The organism is Pseudomonas sp. 21615526 (assembly GCF_013386245.1).
Classification (GTDB): Bacteria; Pseudomonadota; Gammaproteobacteria; order Pseudomonadales; family Pseudomonadaceae; genus Aquipseudomonas.
In genome coordinates, this window is the sequence record NZ_JACAOM010000079.1 from 24,189 (window position 1) to 50,267 (window position 26,079).

At 62.1% G+C, this 26,079-nt stretch carries 30 protein-coding genes; 16 read left to right on the plus strand and 14 right to left on the minus strand.

Going from position 1 to position 26,079, the window contains the following annotated elements:
* Nucleotides 1-41: 41 nt before the first annotated feature.
* Nucleotides 42-926, minus strand: coding sequence for a LysR family transcriptional regulator (locus HX786_RS22310; RefSeq protein ID WP_178912595.1), 885 nt, complete (start codon nt 924-926; stop codon nt 42-44).
* 79 nt (nt 927-1,005) lie between these two features.
* On the opposite strand from HX786_RS22310, the gene HX786_RS22315 reads away from it, so the two are divergent.
* Together HX786_RS22315 and HX786_RS22320 are read left to right on the plus strand one after the other, a co-directional pair.
* A complete protein-coding gene (locus HX786_RS22315; protein WP_102369737.1) occupies nt 1,006-1,701 on the plus strand; it encodes a CTP synthase in 696 nt (231 codons plus the stop codon).
* Entirely contained in the window at nt 1,698-2,021 is a 324-nt protein-coding gene (locus HX786_RS22320; protein WP_134327189.1) for an antibiotic biosynthesis monooxygenase, read from the plus strand. Before HX786_RS22315 ends, HX786_RS22320 begins: the two co-directional genes overlap by 4 nt.
* 207 nt (nt 2,022-2,228) lie before the next feature.
* On the opposite strand, the gene HX786_RS22325 is transcribed toward HX786_RS22320, so the two are convergent.
* The gene (locus HX786_RS22325; RefSeq protein WP_008432956.1) at nt 2,229-2,552 is read right to left on the minus strand and encodes a DUF2025 family protein; all 324 of its coding nucleotides are present in this window, start codon (nt 2,550-2,552) and stop codon (nt 2,229-2,231) included.
* A 232-nt stretch (nt 2,553-2,784) separates the two neighbouring features.
* On the opposite strand from HX786_RS22325, the gene HX786_RS22330 reads away from it, so the two are divergent.
* Nucleotides 2,785-3,912: a glycerophosphodiester phosphodiesterase gene (locus tag HX786_RS22330; protein ID WP_008432958.1), complete on the plus strand. Its 1,128-nt coding sequence runs from the start codon at nt 2,785-2,787 to the stop codon at nt 3,910-3,912.
* On the plus strand, nt 3,913-4,590 hold the full coding sequence (locus tag HX786_RS22335) for a helix-turn-helix domain-containing protein (protein WP_178912596.1): 678 nt from the start codon (nt 3,913-3,915) through the stop codon (nt 4,588-4,590). It abuts the gene before it with no gap.
* Here the strand turns inward: HX786_RS22335 and HX786_RS22340 are convergent.
* On the minus strand, nt 4,531-5,460 hold the full coding sequence (locus tag HX786_RS22340) for a sterol desaturase family protein (protein ID WP_178912597.1): 930 nt from the start codon (nt 5,458-5,460) through the stop codon (nt 4,531-4,533). The two genes, HX786_RS22335 and HX786_RS22340, sit on opposite strands and share 60 nt — an antisense overlap.
* A 140-nt stretch (nt 5,461-5,600) precedes the next feature.
* Here HX786_RS22340 and HX786_RS22345 point away from each other — a divergent pair, with 140 nt between their 5' ends.
* The 4 genes from HX786_RS22345 (at nt 5,601) to HX786_RS22360 (ending at nt 10,224) form a co-directional block, all read left to right on the plus strand.
* A complete protein-coding gene (locus HX786_RS22345; protein WP_003211453.1) occupies nt 5,601-5,906 on the plus strand; it encodes a PepSY domain-containing protein in 306 nt (101 codons plus the stop codon).
* Between the two features lie 185 nt (nt 5,907-6,091).
* Nucleotides 6,092-7,267 (plus strand): GAF domain-containing sensor histidine kinase, encoded by a 1,176-nt coding sequence (locus HX786_RS22350; protein ID WP_134327194.1) that lies wholly within the window; start codon nt 6,092-6,094, stop codon nt 7,265-7,267.
* 100 nt (nt 7,268-7,367) lie between these two features.
* The gene (locus tag HX786_RS22355; RefSeq protein WP_102369741.1) at nt 7,368-8,390 is read left to right on the plus strand and encodes a transporter; all 1,023 of its coding nucleotides are present in this window, start codon (nt 7,368-7,370) and stop codon (nt 8,388-8,390) included.
* Between the two features lie 217 nt (nt 8,391-8,607).
* The gene (locus tag HX786_RS22360; protein WP_178912598.1) at nt 8,608-10,224 is read left to right on the plus strand and encodes an inorganic phosphate transporter; all 1,617 of its coding nucleotides are present in this window, start codon (nt 8,608-8,610) and stop codon (nt 10,222-10,224) included.
* A gap of 123 nt (nt 10,225-10,347) precedes the next feature.
* On the opposite strand, the gene HX786_RS22365 is transcribed toward HX786_RS22360, so the two are convergent.
* The 3 genes from HX786_RS22365 to HX786_RS22375 form a co-directional block, all read right to left on the minus strand.
* On the minus strand, nt 10,348-11,322 hold the full coding sequence (locus tag HX786_RS22365) for a biotin-dependent carboxyltransferase family protein (RefSeq protein ID WP_177022225.1): 975 nt from the start codon (nt 11,320-11,322) through the stop codon (nt 10,348-10,350).
* Nucleotides 11,319-12,197, minus strand: a complete 879-nt coding sequence (locus HX786_RS22370; protein ID WP_008432967.1) for an allophanate hydrolase subunit 1 — start codon at nt 12,195-12,197, stop codon at nt 11,319-11,321. Before HX786_RS22370 ends, HX786_RS22365 begins: the two co-directional genes overlap by 4 nt.
* A 76-nt stretch (nt 12,198-12,273) precedes the next feature.
* The gene (locus HX786_RS22375) at nt 12,274-13,032 is read right to left on the minus strand and encodes a 5-oxoprolinase subunit PxpA (protein ID WP_003211441.1); all 759 of its coding nucleotides are present in this window, start codon (nt 13,030-13,032) and stop codon (nt 12,274-12,276) included.
* A 232-nt stretch (nt 13,033-13,264) separates the two neighbouring features.
* Between HX786_RS22375 and HX786_RS22380 the strand changes: the two genes are divergently transcribed.
* Entirely contained in the window at nt 13,265-14,182 is a 918-nt protein-coding gene (locus HX786_RS22380; RefSeq protein ID WP_177019369.1) for a LysR family transcriptional regulator, read from the plus strand.
* Here HX786_RS22380 and HX786_RS22385 read toward each other — a convergent pair.
* Nucleotides 14,103-15,074 carry a LysR family transcriptional regulator gene (locus HX786_RS22385; protein WP_008432970.1) on the minus strand — a complete coding sequence of 324 codons (972 nt, stop codon included), beginning with the start codon at nt 15,072-15,074 and terminating at the stop codon, nt 14,103-14,105. The two genes, HX786_RS22380 and HX786_RS22385, sit on opposite strands and share 80 nt — an antisense overlap.
* Nucleotides 15,075-15,185: 111 nt before the next feature.
* Here HX786_RS22385 and HX786_RS22390 point away from each other — a divergent pair, with 111 nt between their 5' ends.
* Both HX786_RS22390 and HX786_RS22395 read left to right on the plus strand, forming a co-directional pair.
* Complete coding sequence (locus HX786_RS22390) at nt 15,186-15,944, plus strand: SDR family NAD(P)-dependent oxidoreductase (RefSeq protein WP_003211435.1); 759 nt, start codon at nt 15,186-15,188, stop codon at nt 15,942-15,944.
* Nucleotides 15,945-16,001: 57 nt separating this feature from the next.
* Nucleotides 16,002-16,910, plus strand: a complete 909-nt coding sequence (locus HX786_RS22395; protein ID WP_178912599.1) for a LysR family transcriptional regulator — start codon at nt 16,002-16,004, stop codon at nt 16,908-16,910.
* 57 nt (nt 16,911-16,967) lie between these two features.
* On the opposite strand, the gene HX786_RS22400 is transcribed toward HX786_RS22395, so the two are convergent.
* Entirely contained in the window at nt 16,968-17,405 is a 438-nt protein-coding gene (locus tag HX786_RS22400; RefSeq protein WP_177039797.1) for a multidrug/biocide efflux PACE transporter, read from the minus strand.
* Nucleotides 17,406-17,494: 89 nt separating this feature from the next.
* On the opposite strand from HX786_RS22400, the gene HX786_RS22405 reads away from it, so the two are divergent.
* Nucleotides 17,495-18,349 (plus strand): LysR family transcriptional regulator, encoded by an 855-nt coding sequence (locus HX786_RS22405; protein WP_178912600.1) that lies wholly within the window; start codon nt 17,495-17,497, stop codon nt 18,347-18,349.
* 137 nt (nt 18,350-18,486) lie between these two features.
* On the opposite strand, the gene HX786_RS22410 is transcribed toward HX786_RS22405, so the two are convergent.
* Nucleotides 18,487-19,329 carry a LysR family transcriptional regulator gene (locus HX786_RS22410; RefSeq protein WP_003211429.1) on the minus strand — a complete coding sequence of 281 codons (843 nt, stop codon included), beginning with the start codon at nt 19,327-19,329 and terminating at the stop codon, nt 18,487-18,489.
* Between the two features lie 111 nt (nt 19,330-19,440).
* On the opposite strand from HX786_RS22410, the gene HX786_RS22415 reads away from it, so the two are divergent.
* Nucleotides 19,441-20,166, plus strand: coding sequence for an SDR family oxidoreductase (locus HX786_RS22415; protein ID WP_008431641.1), 726 nt, complete (start codon nt 19,441-19,443; stop codon nt 20,164-20,166).
* 138 nt (nt 20,167-20,304) lie between these two features.
* Here HX786_RS22415 and HX786_RS22420 read toward each other — a convergent pair whose 3' ends face one another.
* From HX786_RS22420 to HX786_RS22435, 4 genes are read right to left on the minus strand one after another with little or no spacing between them, the layout of a single operon-like run.
* Nucleotides 20,305-21,516: an RNA polymerase sigma factor gene (locus HX786_RS22420; RefSeq protein ID WP_178912602.1), complete on the minus strand. Its 1,212-nt coding sequence runs from the start codon at nt 21,514-21,516 to the stop codon at nt 20,305-20,307.
* Between the two features lie 2 nt (nt 21,517-21,518).
* A complete protein-coding gene (locus tag HX786_RS22425) occupies nt 21,519-22,001 on the minus strand; it encodes an SRPBCC family protein (protein WP_003213108.1) in 483 nt (160 codons plus the stop codon).
* Nucleotides 22,002-22,030: 29 nt separating this feature from the next.
* Nucleotides 22,031-22,375, minus strand: coding sequence for a YciI family protein (locus tag HX786_RS22430; RefSeq protein WP_178912601.1), 345 nt, complete (start codon nt 22,373-22,375; stop codon nt 22,031-22,033).
* Between the two features lie 42 nt (nt 22,376-22,417).
* On the minus strand, nt 22,418-22,837 hold the full coding sequence (locus tag HX786_RS22435; protein ID WP_003213104.1) for a nuclear transport factor 2 family protein: 420 nt from the start codon (nt 22,835-22,837) through the stop codon (nt 22,418-22,420).
* Nucleotides 22,838-22,983: 146 nt separating this feature from the next.
* Here HX786_RS22435 and HX786_RS22440 point away from each other — a divergent pair, with 146 nt between their 5' ends.
* Nucleotides 22,984-23,469: an N-acetyltransferase gene (locus tag HX786_RS22440; RefSeq protein ID WP_087693160.1), complete on the plus strand. Its 486-nt coding sequence runs from the start codon at nt 22,984-22,986 to the stop codon at nt 23,467-23,469.
* Nucleotides 23,470-23,489: 20 nt separating this feature from the next.
* The gene (locus tag HX786_RS22445; protein WP_003213099.1) at nt 23,490-24,095 is read left to right on the plus strand and encodes a pyridoxamine 5'-phosphate oxidase family protein; all 606 of its coding nucleotides are present in this window, start codon (nt 23,490-23,492) and stop codon (nt 24,093-24,095) included.
* A 46-nt stretch (nt 24,096-24,141) separates the two neighbouring features.
* Here the strand turns inward: HX786_RS22445 and HX786_RS22450 are convergent, their stop codons facing one another.
* The gene (locus HX786_RS22450) at nt 24,142-24,627 is read right to left on the minus strand and encodes a GyrI-like domain-containing protein (RefSeq protein WP_003213098.1); all 486 of its coding nucleotides are present in this window, start codon (nt 24,625-24,627) and stop codon (nt 24,142-24,144) included.
* Nucleotides 24,628-24,823: 196 nt separating this feature from the next.
* Between HX786_RS22450 and alaC the strand changes: the two genes are divergently transcribed.
* Nucleotides 24,824-26,041, plus strand: coding sequence for an alanine transaminase (gene alaC / locus HX786_RS22455; protein WP_003213096.1), 1,218 nt, complete (start codon nt 24,824-24,826; stop codon nt 26,039-26,041).
* The last annotated feature ends 38 nt before the right edge of the window (nt 26,042-26,079 follow it).

A 26,079-nucleotide genomic window follows, 5' to 3' on the forward strand; every position in this document is an offset into this window, starting at 1 on the left:
GCACCACAGCGCCTGTATCGCAGGCAAGCCAGCTCCCACAGTTATCTCACCGGCAAGCGCACATGCTGGCCCAACTGATCAAATAACGTCACCACCGAGCGCAAGGCCCGGCAATCGGGGCGCGTCAGCAGCCACAGGGCGGTGTCGTGCCCCACCAGCGGCGGGCTCAACGGTTCCAGACCCGCGCCCAGCAGGTAATCCGGCAACGCGGCCACGCCGAGTCCCGCGCGCACCAGCTCGGTTACCGAAACCATGCTGTTGCAGCGATAGGCTGGCATCACTCCCGGCAAGTGCTGGCGCCGCCAGGTGACGGTGGGGTGATCCGGCAGGAAGTCATCCGGCGCGATCCAGTTCAGGGCCGCCAGTTCCTCCCCCGCATGCTGGCGGGAATAGTCGGCACTGGCGCACACCCGATACGACACCGTGCCCAGGCAACGTCCTACCAGATGCTCGGGCGGTGCCTTGGTCAGGCGCAGGGCGATATCCGCATCGCGGCGGCTGAGGTTGGCGAAGTCATTGGACGTGCTCAGCTCCAGGGTCAGCGCCGGGTAGCCCGGCATGAACTGCGCCAGGGCCGGCAGCAACAGTGACTGCAATACCGAGTCCGTGCACGTCAGGCGCACCGTACCGCTGATCACTTCACCGCCCTGCTCCACTCCCACCCGTGCTGCCTCCAGCGCCTGTTCGGCACGTTCGGCCTGCTCGGCGAGGGTGGTGGCCAAGGTGGTGGGCAGGTAGCCGGCGCGGCTCTTTTCGAACAGCGTCTGGCCCAGCGCCGTCTCCAGCCGCCGCACCGCGCGAAACACCGTAGACACGTCCACTCGCAGCAACGCCGCCGCCCGCGCGAGCGTGCCGCCGCGCACCAGGGCGAGGATCAGGGAAAGGTCGGGGTAGTCGATCTGATAGTGCACCGCTGCATTGAACATGTGTGTTAACGCCAATATTGATTGCGTGAGCGCCAATCTATAGTGAGCGCCAGGACTCAACAAGCCACGGATACCCTCGATGAATAAAACCACCCTGCACCTGGCCCTGATCGGCGACTACGATGCACAGGTCACCGCCCACCAGGCCATTCCCCTGGCGTTGCAACAGGCCGGCGCGGCGCTGGGCCTGACGGTGCGGTTCGACTGGCTGGCCACCGACACGATCAAATCCACCGAACAACTGCAGCACTACGACGGCTTCTGGTGCGTCCCCGCCAGCCCTTACCGTGATCTGGACGGCGCCCTGCTGGCCATCCGTTATGCCCGTGAACAGCGGCGCCCTTTCCTCGGCACCTGCGGCGGTTTTCAACACGCGGTGCTGGAATATGCCCGCAACGTGCTGGGCTGGGCCGACGCAGAACACGGCGAACTGGCTCCCGATTCGCCCCGTGCAGTACTCACGCCCCTGACCTGTGCGCTGGTGGAAGCGACCGACACCATCCGCTTGATGGCCTATACCCGCATCGCCGAGGCCTACGCCACCCTCGATATCCATGAAGGCTACCGTTGCCGCTATGGCATCAATCCAGACTTCGAAAGCGCATTGCTGGAAGCCGACCTGATTGCCAGCGGCCATGACTCGGCGGGTGACCTGCGGGCGGTGGAGTTGCTGGGCCATCCGTTTTTTGTCGCCACCCTGTTCCAGCCGGAACGTGCGGCGCTTAAAGACGTCACCCCGCCGCTGGCCATTGCGCTGCTGAAGGCCTGCGCATGATCGCCAAGACACCCAAACCGCCGTACTACGCCGTGGTGTTCAGCTCATTGCGCACTGAAGGTGACAACGGTTACGGACAAGCCGCCGACCGCATGCTGGAACTGGCCCGGCAACAACCCGGTTTTCTCGGCGTGGAATCGGCGCGCGGGGACGACGGGCTGGGCATCACGGTGTCCTACTGGAGCAGCGAAGCGGAGATCCTGGCCTGGAAGCAGCACGCCGAACACACTGAGGTGCGCGAACAGGGCCGCGCCACCTGGTACTTGGCGTGCCATACACGAGTGTGCAAGGTGGAGCGGTCTTACGCGTTCGAGCGCTGAAACCTCAGCCCGTGTAAAACACTTAATGTGGACAAGGGAGGCTCTGTGGTGAGGGCGCTTGCTGTAGTGAGGGAGCTTGCTGTGGCAGGGAGCTCCCTCACCACAGCAAGCTCCCTGCCACAGCAAACTCCCTCACCACAGCAAGCTCCCTGCCACAGTAAGCTCCCTAGCCACAAAAAGCGCTCCAGCCGCAGGGCTATGCGGCACTCAACTGACCAGACTGCGCACCGCACTGATCTGTGGAATCTCCACCCGACGCATGTACACCCGCAGCGGTTCCGTGATGTTGATGCGATCGTCGATGTTCTGGTCCAGCAACAACTGGATCCGCTCGCGGGACAAGGTCATGGCCTGCCCGTCGACCGGCAGCCAGACAAACTCGGCGGTTGGGATAATGCCGTCATCGGCCACGTCCATGCCGAAGGAGTCTTCGCTGAAACGGACGATGTACTGGCCAGTCTTGCGGTTCAGGCCGACAAAACCCTGGAGTTGGTCGGCGGCCTGGCAGATAAGCTCGGAGGTGATGCGCATGGTAAACCTCACTGAAAAGTCCTACTTGGACTGGAAAGATGGTTTACACGCGTGGCAGGAAAATCTGCCCTCTGATGGGGCAATTCAAGGCAAGAGTACTGTATCGCACCGCACAAAAGTGCAGAAAAATGGCCGGTGAACACGTTAATGTCGGTTTGGTGATAGCGCCATTCGCAAGCAATTGTTAAAAAGGAGCCCTTCTCAAAGTTACCTCCACGAAAGGACTTCGCATATGCCTGTCACGTTTACCAAGAGTGCCCTGCTGCTGGCCCTGATGCTGGGCCTTGGCCACGCACAGGCGGCAAGCCCGATCAGCCCTACCGAATTAGCCACCAACGAAGGCATTCCGCACCCCGCCGTGATTGCCCACCGTGGCGCCTCCTTCGATGCACCGGAATCCACCGCCGCCGCCTACAAAGTCGCGCGCGACCTGGGTGCCGACTACTTGGAAATGGACCTGCAGCGCAGCAAGGACGGCGTGCTATTCGCCCTGCATGACAACAACCTGCAACGCACCACCGACGTCGCCACCAAGTTCCCGGAGCGCAAGGACAGCCCGGCCAACGAATTCACCTGGGCCGAGCTTAAAACCCTGGACGCCGGCAGCTGGTTCAACGCCGCCTACCCGGACCGTGCCCGCCCGGGCTTCGTCGGCCTGAAAATCCTCAGCCTGGACGAAATCATCAAGATCGCCGAAGGCAACCCGCAGCACAAACCCGGCCTGTACATCGAAACCAAGGAGCCGAAGCAATTCCCGGGCATCGAGGCCGACCTGAAGAACAAACTGCTGGATAAAGGCTGGTTGAGCTCCACCGGCTCCAACCAGGCCCAGAAAAACATCGGCGTCGGCCAGGGCAAGGGCCGCGTGGTGCTGCAAACCTTTGAGAAAGACAGCCTGAAAGAACTGCAAAAAGAGATGCCCAACACCCCGAAAATCCTGCTGTTGTGGGTAGGTGAAGGCAGCATCGAACCGAAATCCAAGGTGCCCTTCGCCGAGTCCGGCGAGCCGAGCAAAGCCGCCTACTACGCCAAGCAGGAGCCGAAGGACGCCGCCGAGTTCGAAAAATGGATCGACGAGGCCAAGAGCCTGGGCGCCATCGGTACCGGCCCTTCGGCACAACTGACCAACCTGGGCGACCAGAGCTATTCCGACCTGGTCAAACCCGAGATGAACCAGTTGACCCACGACAAGGGCTTGCTGGTGCACGTGTACACCGTGGATGAGCCGGTGGACTTCGACAAGGTCATGAAAGCCGGCGTCGATGGCATCTTCACCAACCGCGCTGCCGAACTGCTGAAGTACTACAAGCGCTGGCCGTCCTCGAGTGTGGCCGACCTGCTGCAGGACAACGGTTACTGAGTGAGTTCCGAATGGTCAGGTCGCCTGTGGCTGGGGCCTGACTACGGGCTGATCCTGGGTGTACCGGGGCGCACTGCGCCCCATGCACACTATGCCCATCAGCTGATGTTCTCCGCGGGCGGGCCGGTCACGGCCAGCCTCGATGGCCGTGCCACCACGGCCCATCGCCTGTTTATCCCGTCCAGAATGCCCCACGCCATCCTCCAAACCCATGGTGAGGTGTTGATGGTGTATGCCGAACCCGGCGCCTTTGACTTCGACTCTTTGCAGGCCGCCCTGGCCGACAGTGAACGGTCCCTGGAAGCACTCGAGCGCACGCTGCGCCAATTGCCGAGACGCGCACTGGAAGATGCCAGGGTGGAGCGCGCGCTGTCGGCGCTGGATCAGCAACTGAGTGGCAAGGTCTCGGCCCAAGCCCTGGCACAGGCGGCGCACGTTTCGTTAAGCCAGCTGGAACGTTTGTTCGCCAACCAACTGGGTTTGCCGGTACGTCGCCTGGTGTTGTGGCGGCGCTTGCGAGTGGCGCTGGGACTGGCGCTCGGCGGCAGCACCCTGACCGAGGCTGCCCATGGCGCCGGGTTCGCCGATTCGGCGCACTTTTCCCGGACCATGAAGCAACTATTTGGCGTCACGGCCGGGGCGTCGTTGCGCAACCTGCACGTACGAATCCTGGACTAGACCCGCGGGAACCGGCGGCTCCTTGCTCAAGCGCACCGTCCTGAACGGGTCGCGCAACTGCGCCACATACTCCCGCGGAAAATCCGGCCGGCTGCCAATCCCCAAGTCGCCCTGCCCCATTCGATAGTCATGGCTGTAAAACGCCGTACCCAAGAGCCAATCCCACAGATTGAAAAACAAGCCGAAATTCACATCCCCAGCCCGGCCATATTTCATGTGATGAAAACGATGCACCGGCGCCCAGGCGAACACCCAGCGCAGCGGCCCCAGGCGCATGTCGACATTGGAATGCTGCAACAGCAGCTGCACGGCAATCGCCAGGGCCAGCAGCAGCGCCACCTCCGTGGGAATGCCCAGCAGGATCAACGGCGCCAACCCGGCCGTGGCTTCCAGCATCTGGTGCAACGGATGCTTCATCAAGCCATTGAAGCCATACAGCCGTTGCACGCTGTGGTGCACCGCATGCAGGCGCCACAAGGCAGCGACTCGGTGGCTGGCGTAATGCATCAGGGTGATGCCCGCATCGGCAATGAAGATCGCCAGCAGCAATTGCGCCCAGAGCGGCCACGCCCGCGGCCATACACCGTCGACGGCCAACAGCGCGGTCAGCACCGGCAAGATCAACAAGCCCGCCGCATTGAGGCCCTCATTGACCAACGCGTGAATCAAGTCGCGACGACGATCACCCTGGTTGCGATTCCACTGCGGCTCATAGGGCAACCACCACTCGGCGATAAACGACACCGCCACCGCCAGAACAAATACCAGCCCCAGCCACTGCAGCGCATCCCTCTGCACCAGCCACAGCGCCCACCCGATAAACCCCGCCCAGAACAAGGGCGCATACACCCAGGCCATTAACTGTTTCATCTGTGCCTCCCGTAAGTGAGACGCCAGCATGAAACCCCGCACTCGCCGCCGATTGAACAAACGGCGCAATTTTAAGGGTGAGTTAAGTTGCGCTGGTTAACCTGATCCCACTTAAACAGCTCACCCCAAAGGATCACACCATGAAAAACCTGACCGCTCTGTTCGCCGCTGCCGCCTTGACCCTTACCGCCGGTTTGGCCCAGGCCGATGTTCGCCCGGACCAGATTCCGAGCCTGCTCAAGTCCGGTGCCGTGATGGATTTTGAAAAGCTCAACGCCAAGGCCGTGGCCCAGCACAAAGGCGCCACCATCGTTGACACCGAACTGGAAGACAAAGCCGGCCGCCTGGTCTACGAGACCGAACTGCGTGACACCAGCAACGTGAAGTGGGACGTGAAGCTGGATGCCAAGACCGGCGAAGTCCTGGAAAACAAGCAAGACACTTGAGTTGAACCGCAAAAACGCCGCGCCGCCTTTGGGCCGCGCGGCTTTTTTATGCGCGCTCGTCGCCCAGAAGAGCAATTAGTCTAATTAGCGTGAACGAATTTGTACCTTACGCCGCCAAGCTCGCTAGAATCCCAACCATCAGCCAAGGCACAACGCCAGCAGCATCAGGACCGGAACCGTTCGCCATGGGGCAAAAAGCCGTCGACATTGCCACCATTGGCAGAATCAGCGCCGTCCCGGCGATTCTCCAGGTAGTCAGCGAGATGACCGGCTTGCGTTTTGCGGCCGTGGCCCGGGTCACCGACGATTCCTGGACCGCCTGCGCCGTGCGCGACCAACTGGACTTCGGCCTGCCCGTGGGTGGCGAGCTGGACCTGACCACCACCCTGTGCCACGAAATACGCGACTCCCACGTCTCGATCGTGATTGACAAAGCCAGCGAAGACCCGCTGTACCGCGACCACCACACGCCGCGTATCTACCACTTTGAAAGCTACATCTCGGTGCCGGTGTTCCGCACCGACGGGCGTTTCTTCGGCACCATCTGTGCCCTGGACCCGAACCCGGCGCAACTGCGCAGCAGCACGATCCAGTCGACCATGGAGTCGTTTGCCCGGGTGCTGTCGCTGCAGATCGAAGCCGAAGAAAGCCTCCAGCAGACCGAGGCCGACCTGCAGCAGGAGCGGGAAACCGCCGAACTGCGCGAACAATTCATCGCCGTGCTCGGCCACGACCTGCGCAACCCGCTGTTCGCCATCAACGTCGGCGCCGAACGGCTGCTGCGCAAACACCCGGACCCGGCCACCGACACGCTGGTGCGGCACATGCTGGCCAGCGGCCGCCGGGCCTCGCAACTGGTGGAAGACGTACTGGACTTTGCCCGTGGCCGAATGGGCAGCGGCATCCCGGTGAACATCAGTGAATGCACCGGGCTTGAAGACACTTTGCAGCATGTGGTGGAAGAGGTGCAGCACGTGCACCCCAAGCGGCTGATCCACGCCCGCATCGGCAATCTCAAGGGTGTGAAAGGCGACCGCGAGCGGCTCGCGCAATTGCTCTCCAACCTGGTGGCCAACGCCATCAGCCACGGCAATCCGCAAGGGCCGGTTGAAGTCAGTGCGCAGGTCAACGCCGGCACGTTTGAGTTAACGGTGAAAAACCTTGGGCTGATCAGTGAGCAAGCCATGCCGCTGCTGTTCCAGCCCTACTCCCGACCGACGGGCGCCCTGCCCCAGGCCGGGTTGGGCCTGGGGTTGTACATCGTCAAGCAGATTGCCGACGCCCATGGCGGGCGGCTGGAAGTGTCTTCCAGCGAGCAGGACGGCACGGTGTTCAGCTTCAGTTTGCCCGCGGGCGATTGACGGCCACCTCAAACCGTCACAAAAGCGTCAAATTCAGTTGCCATGATGCGCTCAGGTGAACCTGTGAAATTTCCTACAGGCACTTTCCCTGCGAGCCTCCATGAACCACAGCATCGACCACAGCCACCAGGACTCCGACCTGTTTGGCTTGCTCTACGGTTTTCGTTTCCGCCCCGGTGAAAAGGGCGAACAGATTGATTCAGCCACTGCCCTTGCGGCCTTGCAGCAACCCGGAGACCCCAACGAATTCCTCTGGCTGCATTTGAACCTGGCCCACGCCGCGTGCGAGCGCTGGATGCAGGCGCACCTGAACCTGCCGGAAGAATTCTTCGAAGCCTTGCACGAAGGCTCACGCTCCACCCGCATCGAACACGTGGACTCAGCCTTGCTGGCGGTGGTCAACGACGTGGTCTTCAACTTCAGCAGCATGGTGTCTTCAGACATTTCCACCTTATGGGTGTGCGCCCGCAGTCGGCTGCTGATCAGCGCGCGCCTGCAACCGCTGCATTCGGTGGACAAGCTGCGCTCGTCGGTTAAGGCCGGTGAACACTTTCGCTCGCCGCTGGAACTGTTGGTGCATTTGCTGCGGGACCAGGGCGAGGTGCTGACACAGATCGTGCGCAAGACCAGCCTCAGCGTCGACCAGATCGAGGACCAGTTGCTGTCGTCACGCCTGTCCACCAACCGCGCCGAACTGGGTGCCGCGCGCCGGGTGCTGGTGCGCCTGCAACGGTTGCTGGCGCTGGAGCCGGGCTCGTTGCTGCGGCTGCTCAATCGTCCGCCCCAGTGGCTGCAGAAGGAAGACGTGAAAGAGCTGCGCAAATCCACCGAGGAGTTTGCGCTGATCATCAACGACCTGATGGCGTTGGGTGAGCGCATCAAGCTGCTGCAGGAAGAGATCGCCGCCAACCTCAACGAACAGAGCAACCGCACGTTGTTCACCCTGACCGTGGTCACGGTGCTGGCGTTGCCGATCAACATCATTGCCGGTTTTTTTGGCATGAACGTTGGTGGCGTGCCGCTCTCCACAGACCCGGAAGGCTTCTGGATTCTGGTGGCGCTGGTGGCGACATTCACCCTGATTGCCGGACGCTGGGCGTTTCGCAAGCGCAAGGATTATTGAATTTGAAATGCGATCAAGTGTGGGAGCTGGCTTGCCTGCGATAGCGGTGGTGACTGATACACCGCTATCGCAGGCAAGCCAGCTCCCACATTTTATCGGCGGTGTTTTATAGACCGGCGGCAACTTCAATTCCCTAAACACTGATTTGCCGCAGCATCTCTGTAACATTCTGCAACGATCATGACGGATATCCTCCCTCAACACTGGATGTTCCGGCATGGCAACCCCTTCGCTGACCGCCTCCACCGCCTCCGTCTCCAACGATCCCAAACCGCGCCTGGACAAAAAACCCGGCCTGGTGACGGTGATCATTTTCTTCGCCGTACTCGCCATGGGCCTGTTGTTCACCGCCTACAGCCTGATGCACGACATGCACGAGCTGGGCACGGTGGTCACCACCTGGACGCCGTTCCTGCTGCTGGGCGTGGCGCTGTTGATCGCCCTGGGCTTCGAGTTCGTCAACGGCTTCCACGACACCGCCAACGCGGTGGCCACGGTGATTTACACCAACTCATTGCCACCGCATTTCGCGGTGGTGTGGTCGGGCTTTTTCAACTTCCTCGGCGTGCTGCTATCCAGCGGCGCGGTGGCGTTCGGCATCATCGCCCTGCTGCCGGTAGAGCTGATTTTGCAGGTCGGCTCCTCCGCCGGCTTTGCGATGATCTTCGCGCTGTTGATCGCCGCGATCCTGTGGAACCTCGGCACCTGGTGGCTGGGGTTGCCGGCGTCGTCGTCCCACACCTTGATCGGCTCGATCATCGGCGTGGGCGTGGCCAACGCACTGATGCATGGCCGCGACGGCACCAGCGGTGTGGACTGGGGCCAGGCGATCAAGATCGGTTATGCGCTGCTGCTGTCGCCGCTGATCGGCTTCGCCTTCGCTGCCCTGCTGTTGCTGGCGCTGCGGGCCTTCGTGAAAAATCGCTCGCTGTACAAAGCGCCGAAAGGCGATACCCCGCCGCCTTGGTGGATTCGCGGCATGCTGATCGCCACCTGCACCGGTGTGTCGTTTGCCCATGGTTCCAACGATGGCCAGAAGGGCATGGGCCTGATCATGTTGATCCTGGTGGGCACCCTGCCGATGGCCTACGCGTTGAACCGCACCATGCCGGCCGGTGAGTCGTTGCAGTTTGCCGCGGTGGCCGAAGTCACCCAGGCCGCCCTGGTAAAAGCGGCGCCGCAACTGGCCCCCGCCGACTCTCGCGGCACCTTGTCGACCTACGTACGCACCAAGGAAGCCACCCCGGAACTGGTGCCCGCCCTGGCGGCCATCACCGGGCATATCGGTGAGGAAGTGAAGAGCTACGGCTCCCTCGCCGCCGTTCCGGCCGAGGCCGTGGGCAACGTGCGTAACGACATGTACCTGACCAGCGAAACCATCCGCCTGATGGACAAGGGCAAGGTCGGCAACTTCGACGCCGACACCCAGAACAAGCTGCAACTGTTCAAGCAACAGATCGACAACGCCACACGGTTTATCCCGCTGTGGGTCAAGATCGCCGTGGCCATCGCCCTCGGGCTGGGGACCATGGTCGGCTGGAAACGTATCGTGGTGACCGTGGGCGAGAAGATCGGCAAGACCCACCTGACCTACGCCCAGGGCGCATCCGCCGAGATGGTGGCAATGCTGACCATCGGCGCGGCAGACATGTATGGCTTGCCGGTGTCCACCACCCACGTGTTGTCGTCGGGTGTGGCCGGGACCATGGTGGCGAACGGCGGTGGCTTGCAGATGAAGACCATCCGCAACTTGCTGATGGCCTGGGTGCTGACGTTACCGGCGGCGATTCTGTTATCGGGTAGCCTGTACTGGCTATTCACCCAATTGTTCTGACACAACCCGATAAAAATGTGGGAGCGGGCTTGCTCGCGAATGCGGTGGCTCAGTCACAGACTTATTGACTGACACTCCGCTTTCGCGAGCAAGCCCGCTCCCACATTGGGTTCAGTGGTGAGTTCAGGTGCTAAACAACCCACCCATCAGCTTCAACCGCTTCTTGTACACCCGCCGCGCCTCCAACGCTTCCTCCAGCGTCACCGCCACAAACCCCGCCCGCTGGTTCGGTTGCATCTGCCCGATCAGATCCAGGTCGGCACTGATCACCGTGCCAATCATCGCGTAGCCCCCGCCCGACACCGCGTCCCGGTGCAGCACGATCGGCTCCAGGCCCGCCGGCACCTGGATCGAACCGATGGGGTAGCAACTGTCGACGATGTTCGACGGATCGGACCCGGCGCCAAACGGCTGTTCCCGTGGCTGAAAGCTCAAGGCATTGCCGCCCTTGAAGCGATAGCCGATGCGGTCGGCCTCCGACCCTACCGTCCAGGGCTCGGCAAAAAAGCTGCTCTTGGCGGCGGGCGTCAGGCGCTCGTAATACAGCCCTGGCACCACCCGCAGGGTCACGTCCCCACCCACCGATTGGCGCAACGCCATGGGCAAACTGTTCCCAGCCCGGCCTTTGCCGCTGGCTTCGCCCACGGGCAGTTCATCACCCTCCACCAGCCGCCGCCCCTGAAACCCGCCCAATGCGCCGAGGGTGTAAGTCGAGCGGCTGCCCAACACCAGCGGCACATCGATGCCACCGGCCACCGCCAGGTAAGTCCGCGCGCCGGCCCTGGGAAATTCAAAGCGCAGTACTTGCCCGGCGCGCACTTCAAACGCGGTGTCCTGATGCACCACCACGCCGTCCAGGCGCGGCGACATCAGCGCCCCGCACAACGCCACCAGGGCATCCTGCTGAAACTCCAGCTCCGGCCCGATCAACGTGCATTCCAGCCCGGCAGCGCCGATGGGGTTGCCCACCAGGTGGTTGGCCGCGCTCAACGCGTATTGGTCCAGGGCGCCGGATGGCGGGATGCCGAGGTGGTAATAACCTTCGCGGCCAAGATCCTGCACGGAGGTGGCGAGGCCGGGTTTGAGTACCTTGATCATGCCAGCGCCTCCTGCAGGGTTTTCGGGTAGCCGATGGGGTCGGCGAGAAAGGCGTCGAGGGAAAACTCCACCGGGCGGATGCGCAGGTCGAAGCGCCCTGCGTCCACTTCTGCCACGGCCAGGTCATAGGCGTCGCGGTCCATGGGTTTGAACTGCACGATGTCGCCGGGGCGGAAGAACACCATGTGCTCTTTCAGGTAAGCCAACTGCTGTTGCGGGTCGTAGATCGGCGCCGGGGTGACGCCGAACATCTGGTAACCGCCGGCGCCGCGTACCGAATAGATACAGCCAAAGCAGCCGCCATGGCCGAGGGTCAATTTCGGCGTGTCGGTGCGTGGGCGCAGGTACTTGGGCACCTGCAACTGCCGCTCGCGTTCCACCATCTGGAACATGAACGGCAAGCCCGCCACAAACCCCACCATCGAGACAAACCACGGCGCGCCACTGTGGGCCGCGATAAACGCGTCCACATCCGCCAGGCCGTTGATCCGCGCTGCGTATTCCAGGTCGGTGCCGGTCGGGTCCTGATGACGGTCGCGAAAGCGCATCAGGGTTTCATGGGTCCAGGGGTCGTTGTACAGCACCGGGATTTCGATGATGCGGGTGTGCAAGGTACGTTCGGCCACGGCCTGGGCTTCGGCGCTTTGTACCGCGTCGAGCAGCACGTGGGGCGCGATGCGGTCCGGGTCGAAACGAATCTGGAACGAGGCGTTTGCCAGGCAGACGTCCAGCACACCGTCCAGGGCCAGGCGTTCCACCGCGCGGGTGACGGCCATGCCCTTGAAGAAAGCCTCCAGGGACATGCTCTCGCTGACCTCGGCAAACAGGTGTTCATCACCGCCAAAGCTGTAGCGGATCGGGGAAGATTCAGCCATGTCTGTTCCTCTTGGAATCATTGTAGAAAGGCAGGCAAAAAATCAGTCAGACCCGGTGTCTGGGCACCGGTGTCGGTCAGCGGGGTGTGCGTACTTCGATGCCCGCCTGATCCAGCGCTTCACGGGTAGCTTCCACCAGTTCAAGGGCGCCGGGGGTGTCGCTGTGCAGGCAGATGGAATCGAATTCGATAAACAGGTCTTCCCCTTCCACCGTACGTACCAGCCCGGTCTGGCAAGCCCGTAGTACGCGCGCCGCAACCGTCGCCGGATCCAGCGCCCGCACATTGCGGGTAAACACGATGGAGCCGGTGAGATCGTACTCACGGTCGGCATAAAACTCCCGCACCACCGGCTGGCCGAGTTCCTTGGCGATACGCCAGATCACCGAATTCGGCATGCAATACAGCAGCAGCGTGGGCTCCAGCCGTTGCAGGTTTTCCACGAGCAACCGCGCCGCTTCTTCATCCCGCGCCAGGTGCATATACAGCGCGCCGTGGGGCTTGATGTGTTGCAGCGTGAGGCCCTGCACCCGGGCGATTTCCCGCAGGGCGCCGAGTTGATAGAGCATGTCGTCCACCAGCTCCTGGGCCGGGGCGTTGATATGGCGTCGGCCGAAACCTACGAGGTCGCGAAAACCCGGGTGCGCGCCAATCGCCACGCCCAACTGCTTGGCGCGTTCGACGGTACGGCGCATGGTGCCCGGGTCGCCGGCGTGAAAGCCGGTGGCGATGTTGGCCGAGCTGATGTAGGCCATCAGTTCACTGTCGACGCCATCGCCGATGGTCCAGGGGCCGAAGCCTTCGCCCATGTCCGAGTTGAAATCCACTGCCTGCATCGGGGTCGCTCCGTTGAAGTTCTTGCGATGGAAATTAGGCTGCCCCTTGACCCCTTGGGAAGATCTATTATCAGATGACCCATCTTCTGAAAATCAGATACCCGATACTGATCGTTCCCACGCTCCGCGTGGGAATGCCGCCCTGGACGCTCTGCGTCCGCCTTTGAAATCGTGACGCGGAGCGTCACAGGATGCGTTCCCACGCAGAGCGTGGGAACGAGCGGAGAAACCAATGTCCCTGACCCTGCGCCAAATCCGCTACTTCGTCGCCACCGCCGAAATCGGCCAGATCTCCCAGGCGGCGATTCACCTGAACATCTCCCAATCGGCGGTGACCACCGCGATCAAGGAGCTGGAAGCGATGCTCGGCGCGCAGCTATTCGTGCGCTCGGCCCAGGGCATGAGCCTGACCGACGCCGGGCGGCATTTCCTCAACCGGGCGTATGTGATTGTGCGCAGCGTCGACGATGCCCTGAACAGCCCGTTGCCGGACTACCGCGCCAGCGGCGTATTGCGGGTGGCCGCCAGCTACACCGTGCTCGGTTACTTCCTGCCGCACCACTTGCAGCGCATGGAACACTGGCACCCGGACGTGACCATCGAGGTGTTCGAACAGGAACGCCAGGCCATCGAACACGGCCTGCTCAACGGCCAGTTCGACATGGCCGTGGTGCTCACCGCCAACCTCACCCACGCGGATATCGTCTCGGAAATCCTCTTCAACTCCGAACGCCGCCTGTGGCTGCCCAGCCATCACCCGTTGTGCGAACGCCCCGCCGTGAGCCTCGCCGATGTGGCCAGGGAGCCGTACATTTTCCTCACCGTCGACGAAGCCGAACAAAGCGCCATGCGCTACTGGGAACAGGCCGGGCAAACCCCCACGGTGCGGCTGCGCACCAGTTCGGTGGAGGCAGTGCGCAGCATGGTCGCCAACGGCAGCGGCGTGGCGATCTTGTCAGACCTGGTGCATCGCCCGTGGTCACTGGAAGGCAAACGCATCGAAACCGTGAGCGTCACCGACAAGGTCACGCCCATGAGCGTCGGCCTGGCCTGGCACCGCGAGCGCGATTTCACGCCGGCGATGCAGGCGTTTCGGGATTACTTCCATGATGCATTCCTGGCGCCGCAGCAGTTGTCTGCCCGGCGTTGAAAGCAGCCTGCAAGGTGGCGGCCAGCCAATCCATGAACACCCGCACCCGCAGCGGCAAATGCCGTTGGCCGGCGTATAGCAGGGACACGTCCAGTGCCGGCGCCGGATAGTCCGGCAGCACCGCCACCAACTCGCCGCTGGCCAGTTGATCGTGAATGCCCAGGGCGGGCACCTGGGTCAGGCCAAAACCACCGATGCACGCCGCCCGGTAAGCGTCGGTGCTGTTGACCGTGACGCGCCCGGCCATGGGAATCCGCTGCACCTTGTTGCCTTGTACGTATTCAAACCCTGGGGAGCGTGAGCCCAGCGGGCGTACGTAATGCACCAGTTGATGGTGAGCCAAATCAGCGAGCGTCCTGGGTACGCCGTGGCGCTTCAGGTACGCAGCACTGGCGCAGTTGATCATCGGCATGCTGCACAACAAGCGGGCTACCACCGACTGGTCCGGCTGCGCACCGACGCGCAAGACGCAGTCGAAACCTTCCGCCAGCAAATCAACCTGGCGGTCGGTGCTGCTGATTTCCAGCTCGATCAGCGGGTGCAGGTCCATGAACTCGGGCAGGCGCGGCAGGATCAATTCCCGGGCCATGACATTGGGCATGTCCACCCGAATGCGCCCCGCCAGCTGCGCTTCATCCTGGCGAAACAAGCCTTCCAGCTCTTCCATGTGCGACAGCAAATCCTTGCTGCGCTCATACAGCACGCGCCCGTCCTGGGTCGCCTGGACCTTGCGCGTGGTGCGCTGCAACAGGCGCGCGCCCAGCAACTCTTCCAGCGCCTGCACATGCTCGGAAACCGTGGAGCGCGGCAAGCCCAGGCTCTCGCCCGCCTGGGTGAAACTCGACAGTTCGGCAACGCGCACGAAGGTACGCAGCAACTCTAGTTTGTTCATGGGATTGTTCGCCTTATCCGGCCAGTGATTCCGGCATAGCTCTGTTTATCACGTTATGGCCGGACAAATACACTCAGTCCCACGAACCATCACACGCTCGAGGACTTCATCATGACCCGTAAAATCGCACTCATCACCGGCGCGAGCCGCGGCCTGGGCAAAAGCGCTGCGCTGCACCTGGCGGCACAAGGCGTCGACATTATCGGTACCTACAACAGCGCGGCGGACGAAGCCCAGGCCGTGGTCGCCCAAGTCGAAGCGCTGGGCGGCAAGGCGGCCATGCTGCAACTGGACGTCAGCCAGAGTTCCACCTTCGAGGCGTTCACCGCCCAGGTCGGCTCGGTATTGAAGGACGTGTTCGGCCAGGCGCACTTCAACTTCCTGATCAACAACGCCGGGATCGGCGCCCACGCCAGCTTCGCCGACACCACCGAAGCACAGTTCGACCAACTGGTGGCGATCCACTTCAAGGGCCCGTTTTTCCTGACCCAGAAACTGCTGCCGCTGATCAGCGACGGTGGCCGCATCATCAATATCTCCAGCGGCCTGGCGCGCTTCAGCCTGCCGGGTTATTCGGCCTATGCCTCGATGAAAGGCGCGGTGGAAGTGCTGACCCGCTACCAGGCCAAGGAACTGGGTGCCCGTGGCATCACCGTGAACACCCTGGCCCCCGGCGCGATTGCCACCGACTTCAGCGGCGGCGTGGTGCGCGACAATCCGGACGTGAACGCGATGGTCGCCAACAACACCGCCCTCGGTCGCGCAGGCTTGCCGGATGATATCGGCGGGGCGATTTCCACCCTGCTGGCCGACGGCAGCAACTGGATCACCGGGCAACGGGTCGAGGCCTCGGGCGGGATGTTTCTGTAACGCGCTCGGATTCTCCGCTAGCATCAATGCTTTCGGATACCTGACAGGCAATCACCCATGAGTTTTGATCCAGGACTGGCCGGTGGCATGGGCGTACTGGCCGCCGTGGTCGACAGCGGCAGTTTCGCCCGCGCCGCCGACAGCCTGGAGATGACGCCTTCGGGGGTCAGCCGGGCCATTTCGCGGCTGGAAAAACGCTTGGGCATCCGCCTGTTCGACCGCACTACCCGCTCGGTGCAATTGACCGACGAAGGTCGGCGTTTCTACCAGGAAATCGCCCCGCTGCTGGCCGGCCTGGAAGAAGCCGCCAGCTCGGCGGCCGACAGCGCCCTGACGGTTCGCGGGCGGTTGCGGGTGAACATCGACCCGTACTTTTCGCGGCTGGTGCTGGGGCCGGTACTGGGTGAATTCATGAGCCAATACCCGCAGCTGCAGTTGGACCTGCACACGCGGGATCAACTCGGGGACCTGGTGGCGGATGGCTTTGACCTGGCCATCCGTTTTGGCATTCCGCAATCGTCATCGCTGATCGCCCGCAAGCTGATGGAAGTGCGGGTGCTGACGTTGGCCTCGCCAGCTTATCTCGAGCGGTATGGTCGCCCTTCACACCCCAAGGACCTGGAAGACGGCCAGCACGTGTGCATCGACTTTCGCGACTCCCAGACCGGCCGGCCGTTTGGCTGGGAATTCCACCGGCCGGGCGAGCAGGTCAACGTCGCCACCAGCGGGCGGCTGGTGGTCAACGATGCAGGGACCTTGTACAGCGTGTGCGAACACGGCCATGCCGTAGCGCAAATGCTCGACCTTGGGCTGGCACCGGCGCTGGAATCCGGCGCGTTGATCGAGTTGTTTCCCGACTGGCCCGACGAGCGCTTCCCGTTGTATGCCTTCTACCCGTCGCGGCATTTGCCGGCGGCCAAGGTGCGGGCATTCCTCGATTTTGTGGCCTCCCTACAACCCCTGTAGGGGCTGGCTTGCCGGCGATGACGTATCCAAAATCGCCATCGCCGGCAAGCCGGACTCCTACGCGGTGCGCATCCGTTTCTGCAGGATCCGCTCCCGCGCGGCGTCATACGCCCAGTGATACACATAGGTGTATGGCAGGAAAAACAGCAACACGCCGATGTCGAGGATAAACGCCTGCATCAGGCTGATGTTCAGCCACCAGGCAATCAACGGCACACAGATCGCCACCAGCCCGCCTTCAAACATCAACGCATGCAGCACGCGGGTCCACACCCCGCCAGACAGTTGCAGGCGCGCCTTGAGACGGTCGAACAGGCCGTTGAAAATCACGTTCCAGGCCAGTGCCATAAGGCTGATGGCCAAGGTCACGACGCCCATCTCCAGGGCCGGTTTATCCATGATCCACGCCAGCAGCGGTGTACAGATCAACAAGGCCAAACCTTCAAAACCAATGGCCTGCCAAACGCGTTCAGTAATCGACTTGGTGGGTGTCATGACCCGTTCTCCGTGAGTGACGATGGTTGCCATCATTACCCTTTGACTCGATACTTCATAACCAGTAACCATCGATCAAGGCGATAGTCATGGCATCCCACGAAGTGCTTCAGGCGTTTGTGCAGGCGGCGACCCACGGTTCGTTTTCAGCGGCGGCGCGCAAGTTGGGCAAGAGCCAGTCCACCGTCAGCGCGGCGGTGGCCAGCCTGGAGATTGACCTGGATGTGGTGCTGTTTGATCGCAGCAGCCGCAAGCCGACGCTGACCCCGGCCGGGCATGTGCTGCTGCAACGCGCCGAGCAGGTGTTGGAAGCCAGCAGCCGCCTGGAGTTGGCGGCCAGTCAGTTATCCCAGGGGTTGGAGCCGAAGCTGAGTATCGCGATGTCCGATACGTACCAGTCGGACCGTTTCGAAACCGCCCTCAGCGCCTTCGAACAGCGCTACCCGGACCTGGAGCTGGAATGCCTGATCGCCGAATGCGAGGACTTGATTGCCCTGGTGCAAAGTGGCCGGGCGCAGATTGCGTTTATCGAGATGCAGGAGGTTTACCCGCCGGACCTCACCAGCACCACCGTGGAAGAGCGCACGGAAATCGCGCTGTTTGTCTCACCCAGACATCCGCTGGCGAACCTTGCGGACATCGACCAGCAAACCCTGGAACAACACCGCGAACTGCGCCTGGCGAGCATCATCAACCCGAATGAAACCCGCGGCCTGGGCCGAGTGTGGTCAGCGCCCAGTTACCTGATGCTGATGGAAATGGCGCAGCTGGGTTTTGGCTGGGCACCGCTGCCGCGCTGGCTGGTGGAGCGGTTTGGCGGCGGCCATCTGTGTGAAATCAAGGCCCGGGGCTGGCCTCGTTCGGTGGCGGTGGATGCGTTGTGGTCACGCCAGCATCCGCCCGGCCCGGCCGGCAGTTGGTTGCTGGGCAAGATGCTGGAATAACGCCGAAACACACTATTCGCAACAATGAAGATCAAATGTGGGAGCTGGCTTGCCTGCGATAGCGGTGTGTCAGTCACCACCGCTATCGCAGGCAAGCCAGCTCCTACATTGAATTTGCGGTGAATTCAAAGGCGCCGTCAGGCGGCTTCAATCTGCGGCGGGCGGTTGTTCTGGAAATACTCATGCAAGGCCCGCAACGCCGGCAACTCCAGGGCCTGGGCGGCAAAGCACAAGCCCACCCGACGCGTCGGTGCCGGCAGGTGCCAAGGGCGAATCACCACCCCGGCCCGCTCCGCCGCCAGCGACTGCGGCAACATCGCCACGCCGACACCGGCCGCCACCATGTGCAATGCCTGGGTCAACGAACCGGCATGCCCGGCCACCGCCTGGGGCGAGCGGCCGTACAAGGCCATCAGCCGTTGGTGGGAATCATGCTGCGGGCAGGTAATCCAGTCTTCGATCGGCGCCCAGGCCTGCTCCTTGCCGCCCGCCGCCATCGGGTGCGCAATCGGCAGTGCCATCACGTAGGACTCTTCCCAAAGCGGCAGGAATAATTCGTCCTCGCAGCACATTTCCTCTACCGCCAGGCGCCCTTCTCCTTCGCAGCCTTCCTGCAAGGTCAGCAGCAAACCCGGCAGGCCCTGGTGCGCCATGCGCAGGAAGGTTTCGATCTGGCTGTCGGCAATATCGCCTTCCACACCCAGTTCCAGGGCGATGCGGTTTTCGCGCCCGCGAAACAAGCGGCTCAACGCATCGGCCTCGGCCACCATGCGCCGGGCTTGCGGGTACAGCACCCGCGCCTCGTCACTGACCTCGACCCCACGAGGCTGGCGCAGAAACAGCGCCACGCCCAGTTCTTCTTCCAGTTGCTTGATGGTCACCGACAACGTCGGCTGGCTGATGAACAGGCGCTGGGCGGCGGCGGTGATATTGCGTTCCTCGAATACCGCGAGAAACGCCTTGAGATGACGCACATCCATAGTTAATACCGATGACAGACAGAGGAATAAGGCATTTTTCAGCCAGCCGAGGGCTAAATATACTGCGCTCCACGTTCAGTTATTTGTTTTTCTTATTTCAGGAGTTCCACCATGAGCAAGCCATTGATCATCATCACCGGTGCCAGTTCGGGCATTGGCGAAGCGACTGCGCGCTTGCTGTCGGCCGCCGGCCACCCGCTGTTGCTGCTGGCCCGCCGCATCGACCGGCTGAATGCGCTGGAGTTGCCGAACACCTTGAGTCGCGGTGTCGACATCACCGATCGCGCTGCGCTGGTGGCAGCGGTGAAAGAAGCCGAAGCGCAATTCGGCCCGGCCGATGCACTCATCAACAATGCCGGCGTGATGCTGCTGGGCGCGGTCAGCGAACAGGACCCGGCACAGTGGGAGCAGATGCTCGACGTCAACGTAAAGGGCCTGCTGAACGGCATCCATGCAGTGGCCGGCAGCATGGTCGAGCGCAAGGGTGGCACCATCATCAACGTCAGCTCGGTGGCCGGGCGCAAGACCTTCCCCAACCACGTCGCCTATGTAGGCACCAAGTTCGCCGTGCATGGAATTTCGGAAAACCTGCGGGAAGAAATGTCGCCGCACAATGTGCGTGTGATCACCATTGCGCCGGGCGCGGTGGAAACCGAACTGCTGAGCCACACCACCGACGAAGCCATCAAGACCGGCTACCAGGCGTGGAAACAGGACATGGGCGGCACCGTGTTGAGCGCCGATGATGTGGCTTCGGCGATTGCCTATGCCTACCAGCAGCCGCAGCATGTGTGCATTCGCGAGATCGTGTTGGCGGCGACGCGTCAGCAGCCGTAACTCATTCATCAAGACAACATCGAACAAATGTGGGAGCGGGCTTGCTCGCGAATGCGGTGTGTCAGTCAACATTTCAGTGACTGATCCACCGCATTCGCGAGCAAGCCCGCTCCCACATTTGGATCTCCGGCGCCTGCACTATTTGAGTTCGGCCAATCGCCGCTCGATAAAGCGCTTTTCGGGCACTTGCTGGGTCAATGCCAGTGCCCGTTCAAACGCCCGCCGCGCGTCCTCCACTCGCCCCAATCGCCGACAAAACTCGCCCCGCGCCGAGTACGCCAGGTGATAGTCCACCAACTCCCCCCGCGCCAGAATGCCGTCCACCAATTGCAAACCGGCCTGCGCCCCATCGCGCATCGCAACGGCCACCGCGCGATTCAGCTCGATCACCGGCGATGGCATCGCTCCAAGCAACACGTCATACAGCCCGACGATCTGCGGCCAATCAGTCTCATCGGCGCTCACGGCTTCAGCGTGTACCGCCGCAATCGCTGCCTGCAGGCTGTAGGGCCCGAAGCGGCGTGTGGTCAGGGATTTCTCCACCAGGGCGCATCCTTCAGCAATCAACGACGCATCCCACAGCGAACGGTCCTGCTCATCCAGCAGCACCAATTCGCCGCCCGCCGAGGTGCGTGCCGGGCGCCGGGACTCGTGGAGCAACATCAGCGCCAGCAAGCCCATCACTTCCGGTTCCGGCAACAACTCCATCAGCAAACGGCCCAGGCGAATCGCTTCGCGGGTCAGGTCTTCACGGGTCAGGTCGGCGCCCATGGACGCTGAATAGCCTTCGTTGAACACCAGGTAAATCACCCGCAGCACACTGTCCAGGCGCTCGGGCAACTCCGCCAGGGATGGCACCTGATAGGGGATCTTCGCTTCGCGGATCTTGCCCTTGGCCCGCACGATGCGCTGGGCGATGGCAGTGGGCGTGGCGAGAAACGCCCGGGCGATTTCCTCGGTGGTGAGGTCGCAGATCTCACGCAAGGTCAGCGCCGCCTGGGCATCCGCCGCCAGCGCCGGGTGGCAGCAGGTGAAGATCAGGCGCAAGCGGTCGTCTTCCACGTCTTCAACGCTCCAGTCTGCCGCTTCCAGCGCATCGGCTTGCGCCTGCAACAACGGGGTAAAACGCGCCTGGCGACGTAAACGGTCGATGGCCTTGAAGCGCCCGGTCGAGACCAGCCAGGCCCGGGGGTTATCCGGCACACCGTCCTGCCCCCAGCGCTCGACTGCGACGAAGAACGCCTCGTGCAAGGCTTCTTCAGCCAGGTCGAAATCGCCAAGCAAGCGAATCAGGGTCGCCAGGATGCGCCGCGATTCGCTGCGATAAACCGCTTCAACCCGGGCCTGCACCGTCAATCGCGCAGGCCTTCGGTCACCAGCGTCACCAGCCGGTCGAGGCTCTGTCCCCAGCCCTCGTGAAAGCCCATGGCTTCGTGGGCCTGCTTGGTTTCGGCGCTCCAGTGCATGGCGCGGGCGGTATAGAGGGTTTTGCCGTCGACGTCTTCAAAGGTAACTTCTGCGGTCATGAATGGCTGGCCCGAAGGGATCCAGCCGGGGGTGAAGGCGTCGGTAAACACCAGCCGACTGGGGGCGGTAATCTCCAGGAATACGCCCTGGGTTGGGTATTCGCTGCCGTCCGGCGCGCGCATCAGCGTGCGAAATTGCCCACCCACCCAAAGGTCCATTTCGCACTCGGGAGTGGTCATGCCGTGTGGGCCCCACCACTGCTGCAACAAGGCCGGCTCGGTCCAGGCGCGAAACACGCGGCTGCGAGGGGCATCAATCAAGCGACTGATGGACAGTTCAAATTCGGCGGGTTTGGGTTGAATGCTCATGGGAAACCTCCTGGGTTTTATTGTTGTGATCAGAGATTCAATTCACGCACGGGGCGCACTTCCACACTGCCGACCCGGGCCGCCGGTATGCCACCGGCCACCTGGATCGCTTCATTCAGGTCCTTGGCTTCGATCAGGTAAAACCCGGCGAGCTGCTCCTTGGTTTCGGCAAACGGCCCGTCGGTGATCGACAACTTGCCGTTGCGCATGCGCACGGTGGTGGCGGTGCTCACCGACTCCAGCGGCTCGGCGGCGAGCATGCGCCCGCTGGCCTGCACGGACTGGCCATAGGCGAAACATTCCGGGTCCTTGGGGCTGTCGGGCGAATCGTGCAGCACCTGTTCGCTGCTATAGATCAGGCAGAGGTATTTCATGGGATTCTCCGTTTTCGGACAACTGACTATAGTTCGCGGCGCTCAAGGTTTCAGGTCGAACAGACCGGCGCCGGTTTCCATGTCGAACGGTGCCGACCAATGTTCATGCACCACTTTCCACTCGCCGCCAACGCGCTGGTAGCCGGCGCTGACGCGCATCCAGCAGGTCTTGAGTACGCCGTCGGGCCCGGTGCCGCCACAGTGCGCGAGCCAGTGGGCAAAGGCGCTGTTATCGCCGGCGACGATACGCATCTCATGGAAGTCAAAGACCCCAGGGCCCGGGCAGAACTCCATGCACGCCTTCCAGTGCGCCTGATAGGCGGCCTTGCCCTTGAACTGCAGGGCGCTAACGGCGTCGAACGCGACGATATCGTCGGCGTAAAAGCTGACAATCTTCTCGACATCCTTGGCGGTGACCGCCTGTTTCCATTGTTCGATCAAGCTGCTGATTGCGGTGCTCATGGCGATACTCCTTGCGGGAAAAATCACTGAAGACACCCTTAGTCGACTGAGCCCCGGGCCAATCGACAGTCCCGCAAAAAATAATTGCGACTACCGCAAACCCGCTAGAATCCGCGCTTCTATGTAGGATTTCGGATGCTACGCCGATGGAAACCCGCCTCGTCGCCTATCAGACGTTGACTGCCCTGCAACAACAGCAACTCAACGTCCTGGAAGTGCATCCCGAACAACTGGGTTTTTCCGGCGATATCTACTGTGCGCTGAACACCCTGCTGGTCAATCCGAATCCCGGCGTGGCAGGCTTTGCGTTACTCGCCGACGAGATTCCCGTGGCCTTCCTGCTGCTCAAACGCCCACCCTGCCTGCCCCATTGGGCGGATGAACACAGCGCCACGCTGCATGCGTTGCAAGTCGATCGCCATCAGCAAGGCCTGGGGTTTGGCAAAGCCTGCCTGCAAGCCCTCCCCGCCGCCGCGCGCCTGGTTTGGCCGCAGATCAAGGCGCTGGAGCTGTCGGTGGACACGGACAATGTGGCGGCGATGGGGCTGTATTTGCAGCAGGGCTGGGTGGACAGCGGGGAGGCGTATAAGGGGCGGATTGGGTATGAGCGCCGGTTGGCGTGGGTGTTTTAAACAATAAGGAGCTGGTGAAGATGCTAACAACCCTGGAACAACTCGAAACCCTCTACGGCCTCCCCCACGAGCGGGCCGTGCGCAAGGAAATCCCGTTTCTCAACGAGGATTACCAGGCCATGGTCCGCGCGTCACCCTTGGTGGTGGTGAGTTCATCCGGCCCGGACGGCATCGACGGTTCGCCCCGTGGCGATGTGCCAGGTTTTGTACGAATTATCGACGAGCGCACGTTGGCGATTCCGGATCGGCCGGGGAATAACCGCCTCGACACCCTGCGTAATCTGGTGGTGGACCCGCGTATAGCGTTGCTGTTCATCATCCCGGGGATTGGCGAGACGTTGCGGGTCAATGGCCGGGCGCAGATTTCCATCGAGCCAGAGTTGCTGGAGAGCTTTGCGGTAAATGGCAAAGCGGCCCGTTCGGTGATTCTGGTGCAGGTGGAGGCGGCATATTTCCATTGCTCCAAAGCCTTTGTGCGCTCCGATTGCTGGAACCCGGAAAAGCATCTGGATCGCTCGGCACTGCCCTCCGCCGGGGCGTTTCACAAGCGCTTGAATGATGGGGCGTTCGACGCCGAAGCCTATGACCGCGAGATGCCGGAGCGGGTCAAGGCCACGCTGTATTGAGAGGCCATTGCAGGAGCGAACGTGCTCGCTCCTGCCGGTGGCGCGGTCAGGCGGATTCGGCGTTGATGGGGATCCAGATTTCCACGGAGCCCGTGCCTTTACCCACATCGAAATCGGCGCTGTAGCGCTCAAAATCAGCCCCGACCACCTTGTACCCGGAGGCCGGCAGCCATTCGAACATGATGCGTTCATAGGTCTGCGCCAGCGCCTGCACCGGGCCAAAATGCGGGAACACGGCATAGCGATGGGCCGGGATTTCAATCGACTGGAAGTTGCTCGGTACATCGCCCTTGGCCGGTACTTCAACGCCGGCCAGGTAGTCAAATTCATCGTGTTTGGCGTTGTAGCACACGCCATAGGTTACGCCGCCGACGCGTTTCTTGATCTCTTTGAAGCAGCTGTCGAACAGCTCCCACAACTTGGGAATATCGCCAATCGTGGCCTTTGAATAACGCCCTTGCACACCCGCGATCACCAGGGCCTTGCCCTCTTCCATGCGCGGCTGTAACGGCAGTTTTGTCTGTTGATCCATCTGAACAGTCTCCTTCTTATGAGGGAACAAACCCGCGTCGAGTATAGGGGCATATCCCCGTCGCACTCCAAACAGAAATTTTTCCCACAGCATCTGGACAATTGGCCATCACCGACCGTATTGTCTGCCCCGCAGGCCACCGCAGTGGCCGACGTCGCTCGGACGGTTCCGGGCGCTTACGTATTTCGAGGCAACAATGGCCGAACCCCGTTCGCCGCGCCGCTTTGCGCGCATAGATCGACTCCCCCCTTACGTGTTCAATATCACTGCCGAGTTGAAGATGGCTGCGCGTCGGCGCGGCGAAGACATCATCGACTTGAGCATGGGTAACCCGGACGGCGCCACTCCACCGCACATTGTGGAAAAAATGGTCACCGTCGCCCAACGCGAAGACACCCACGGTTACTCCACTTCCAAAGGCATTCCGCGGCTGCGCCGGGCGATTTCGCGCTGGTACAAAGACCGCTACGAAGTGGACATCGACCCGGAAACCGAAGCCATCGTGACCATCGGTTCCAAGGAAGGCCTGGCGCACTTGATGCTGGCCACCCTGGACCAGGGCGACACGGTGCTGGTGCCCAACCCCAGCTACCCGATTCACATCTACGGTGCCGTGATTGCCGGCGCCCAGGTGCGTTCGGTGCCGCTGATTCCGGGGGTGGACTTCTTCGCTGAACTGGAACGTGCGATTCGTGGCTCGATCCCCAAGCCGAAGATGATGATCCTCGGCTTCCCGTCCAACCCCACCGCACAGTGCGTGGAACTGGACTTCTTCGAACGGGTGATCGCCCTGGCCAAGCAGTACGACGTGCTGGTGGTGCATGACCTGGCCTACGCCGACATCGTCTACGACGGCTGGAAAGCTCCGTCGATCATGCAAGTGCCGGGCGCCAAGGACATCGCGGTGGAGTTTTTCACCCTGTCCAAGAGCTACAACATGGCCGGCTGGCGCATTGGTTTCATGGTGGGCAACCCGGAACTGGTCAACGCCCTGGCGCGGATCAAGAGTTACCACGACTACGGCACCTTCACCCCGCTGCAAGTGGCGGCGATTGCGGCGCTGGAAGGCGATCAGCAGTGCGTGAAAGACATTGCCGAGCAGTACCGTCAACGCCGTAACGTGCTGGTGAAAGGCCTGCATGAGCTGGGCTGGATGGTCGAGAACCCGAAGGCGTCGATGTACGTCTGGGCGAAGATTCCCGAGGCGTACGCCGCAATGGGTTCGCTGGAGTTTGCCAAGAAGCTGCTGCTTGAGGCGAAGGTGTGTGTGTCGCCGGGGATTGGCTTTGGTGAGTATGGCGACGACCACGTGCGCTTTGCACTGATCGAAAACCAGGACCGGATTCGCCAGGCGGTGCGGGGCATCCGGGCGATGTTCCGGGCGGATGGGCTGGTCAAGAAAGCTGACGCCTGACCCGATCCAACGGCAGGAACCCAATCAATGTGGGAGCG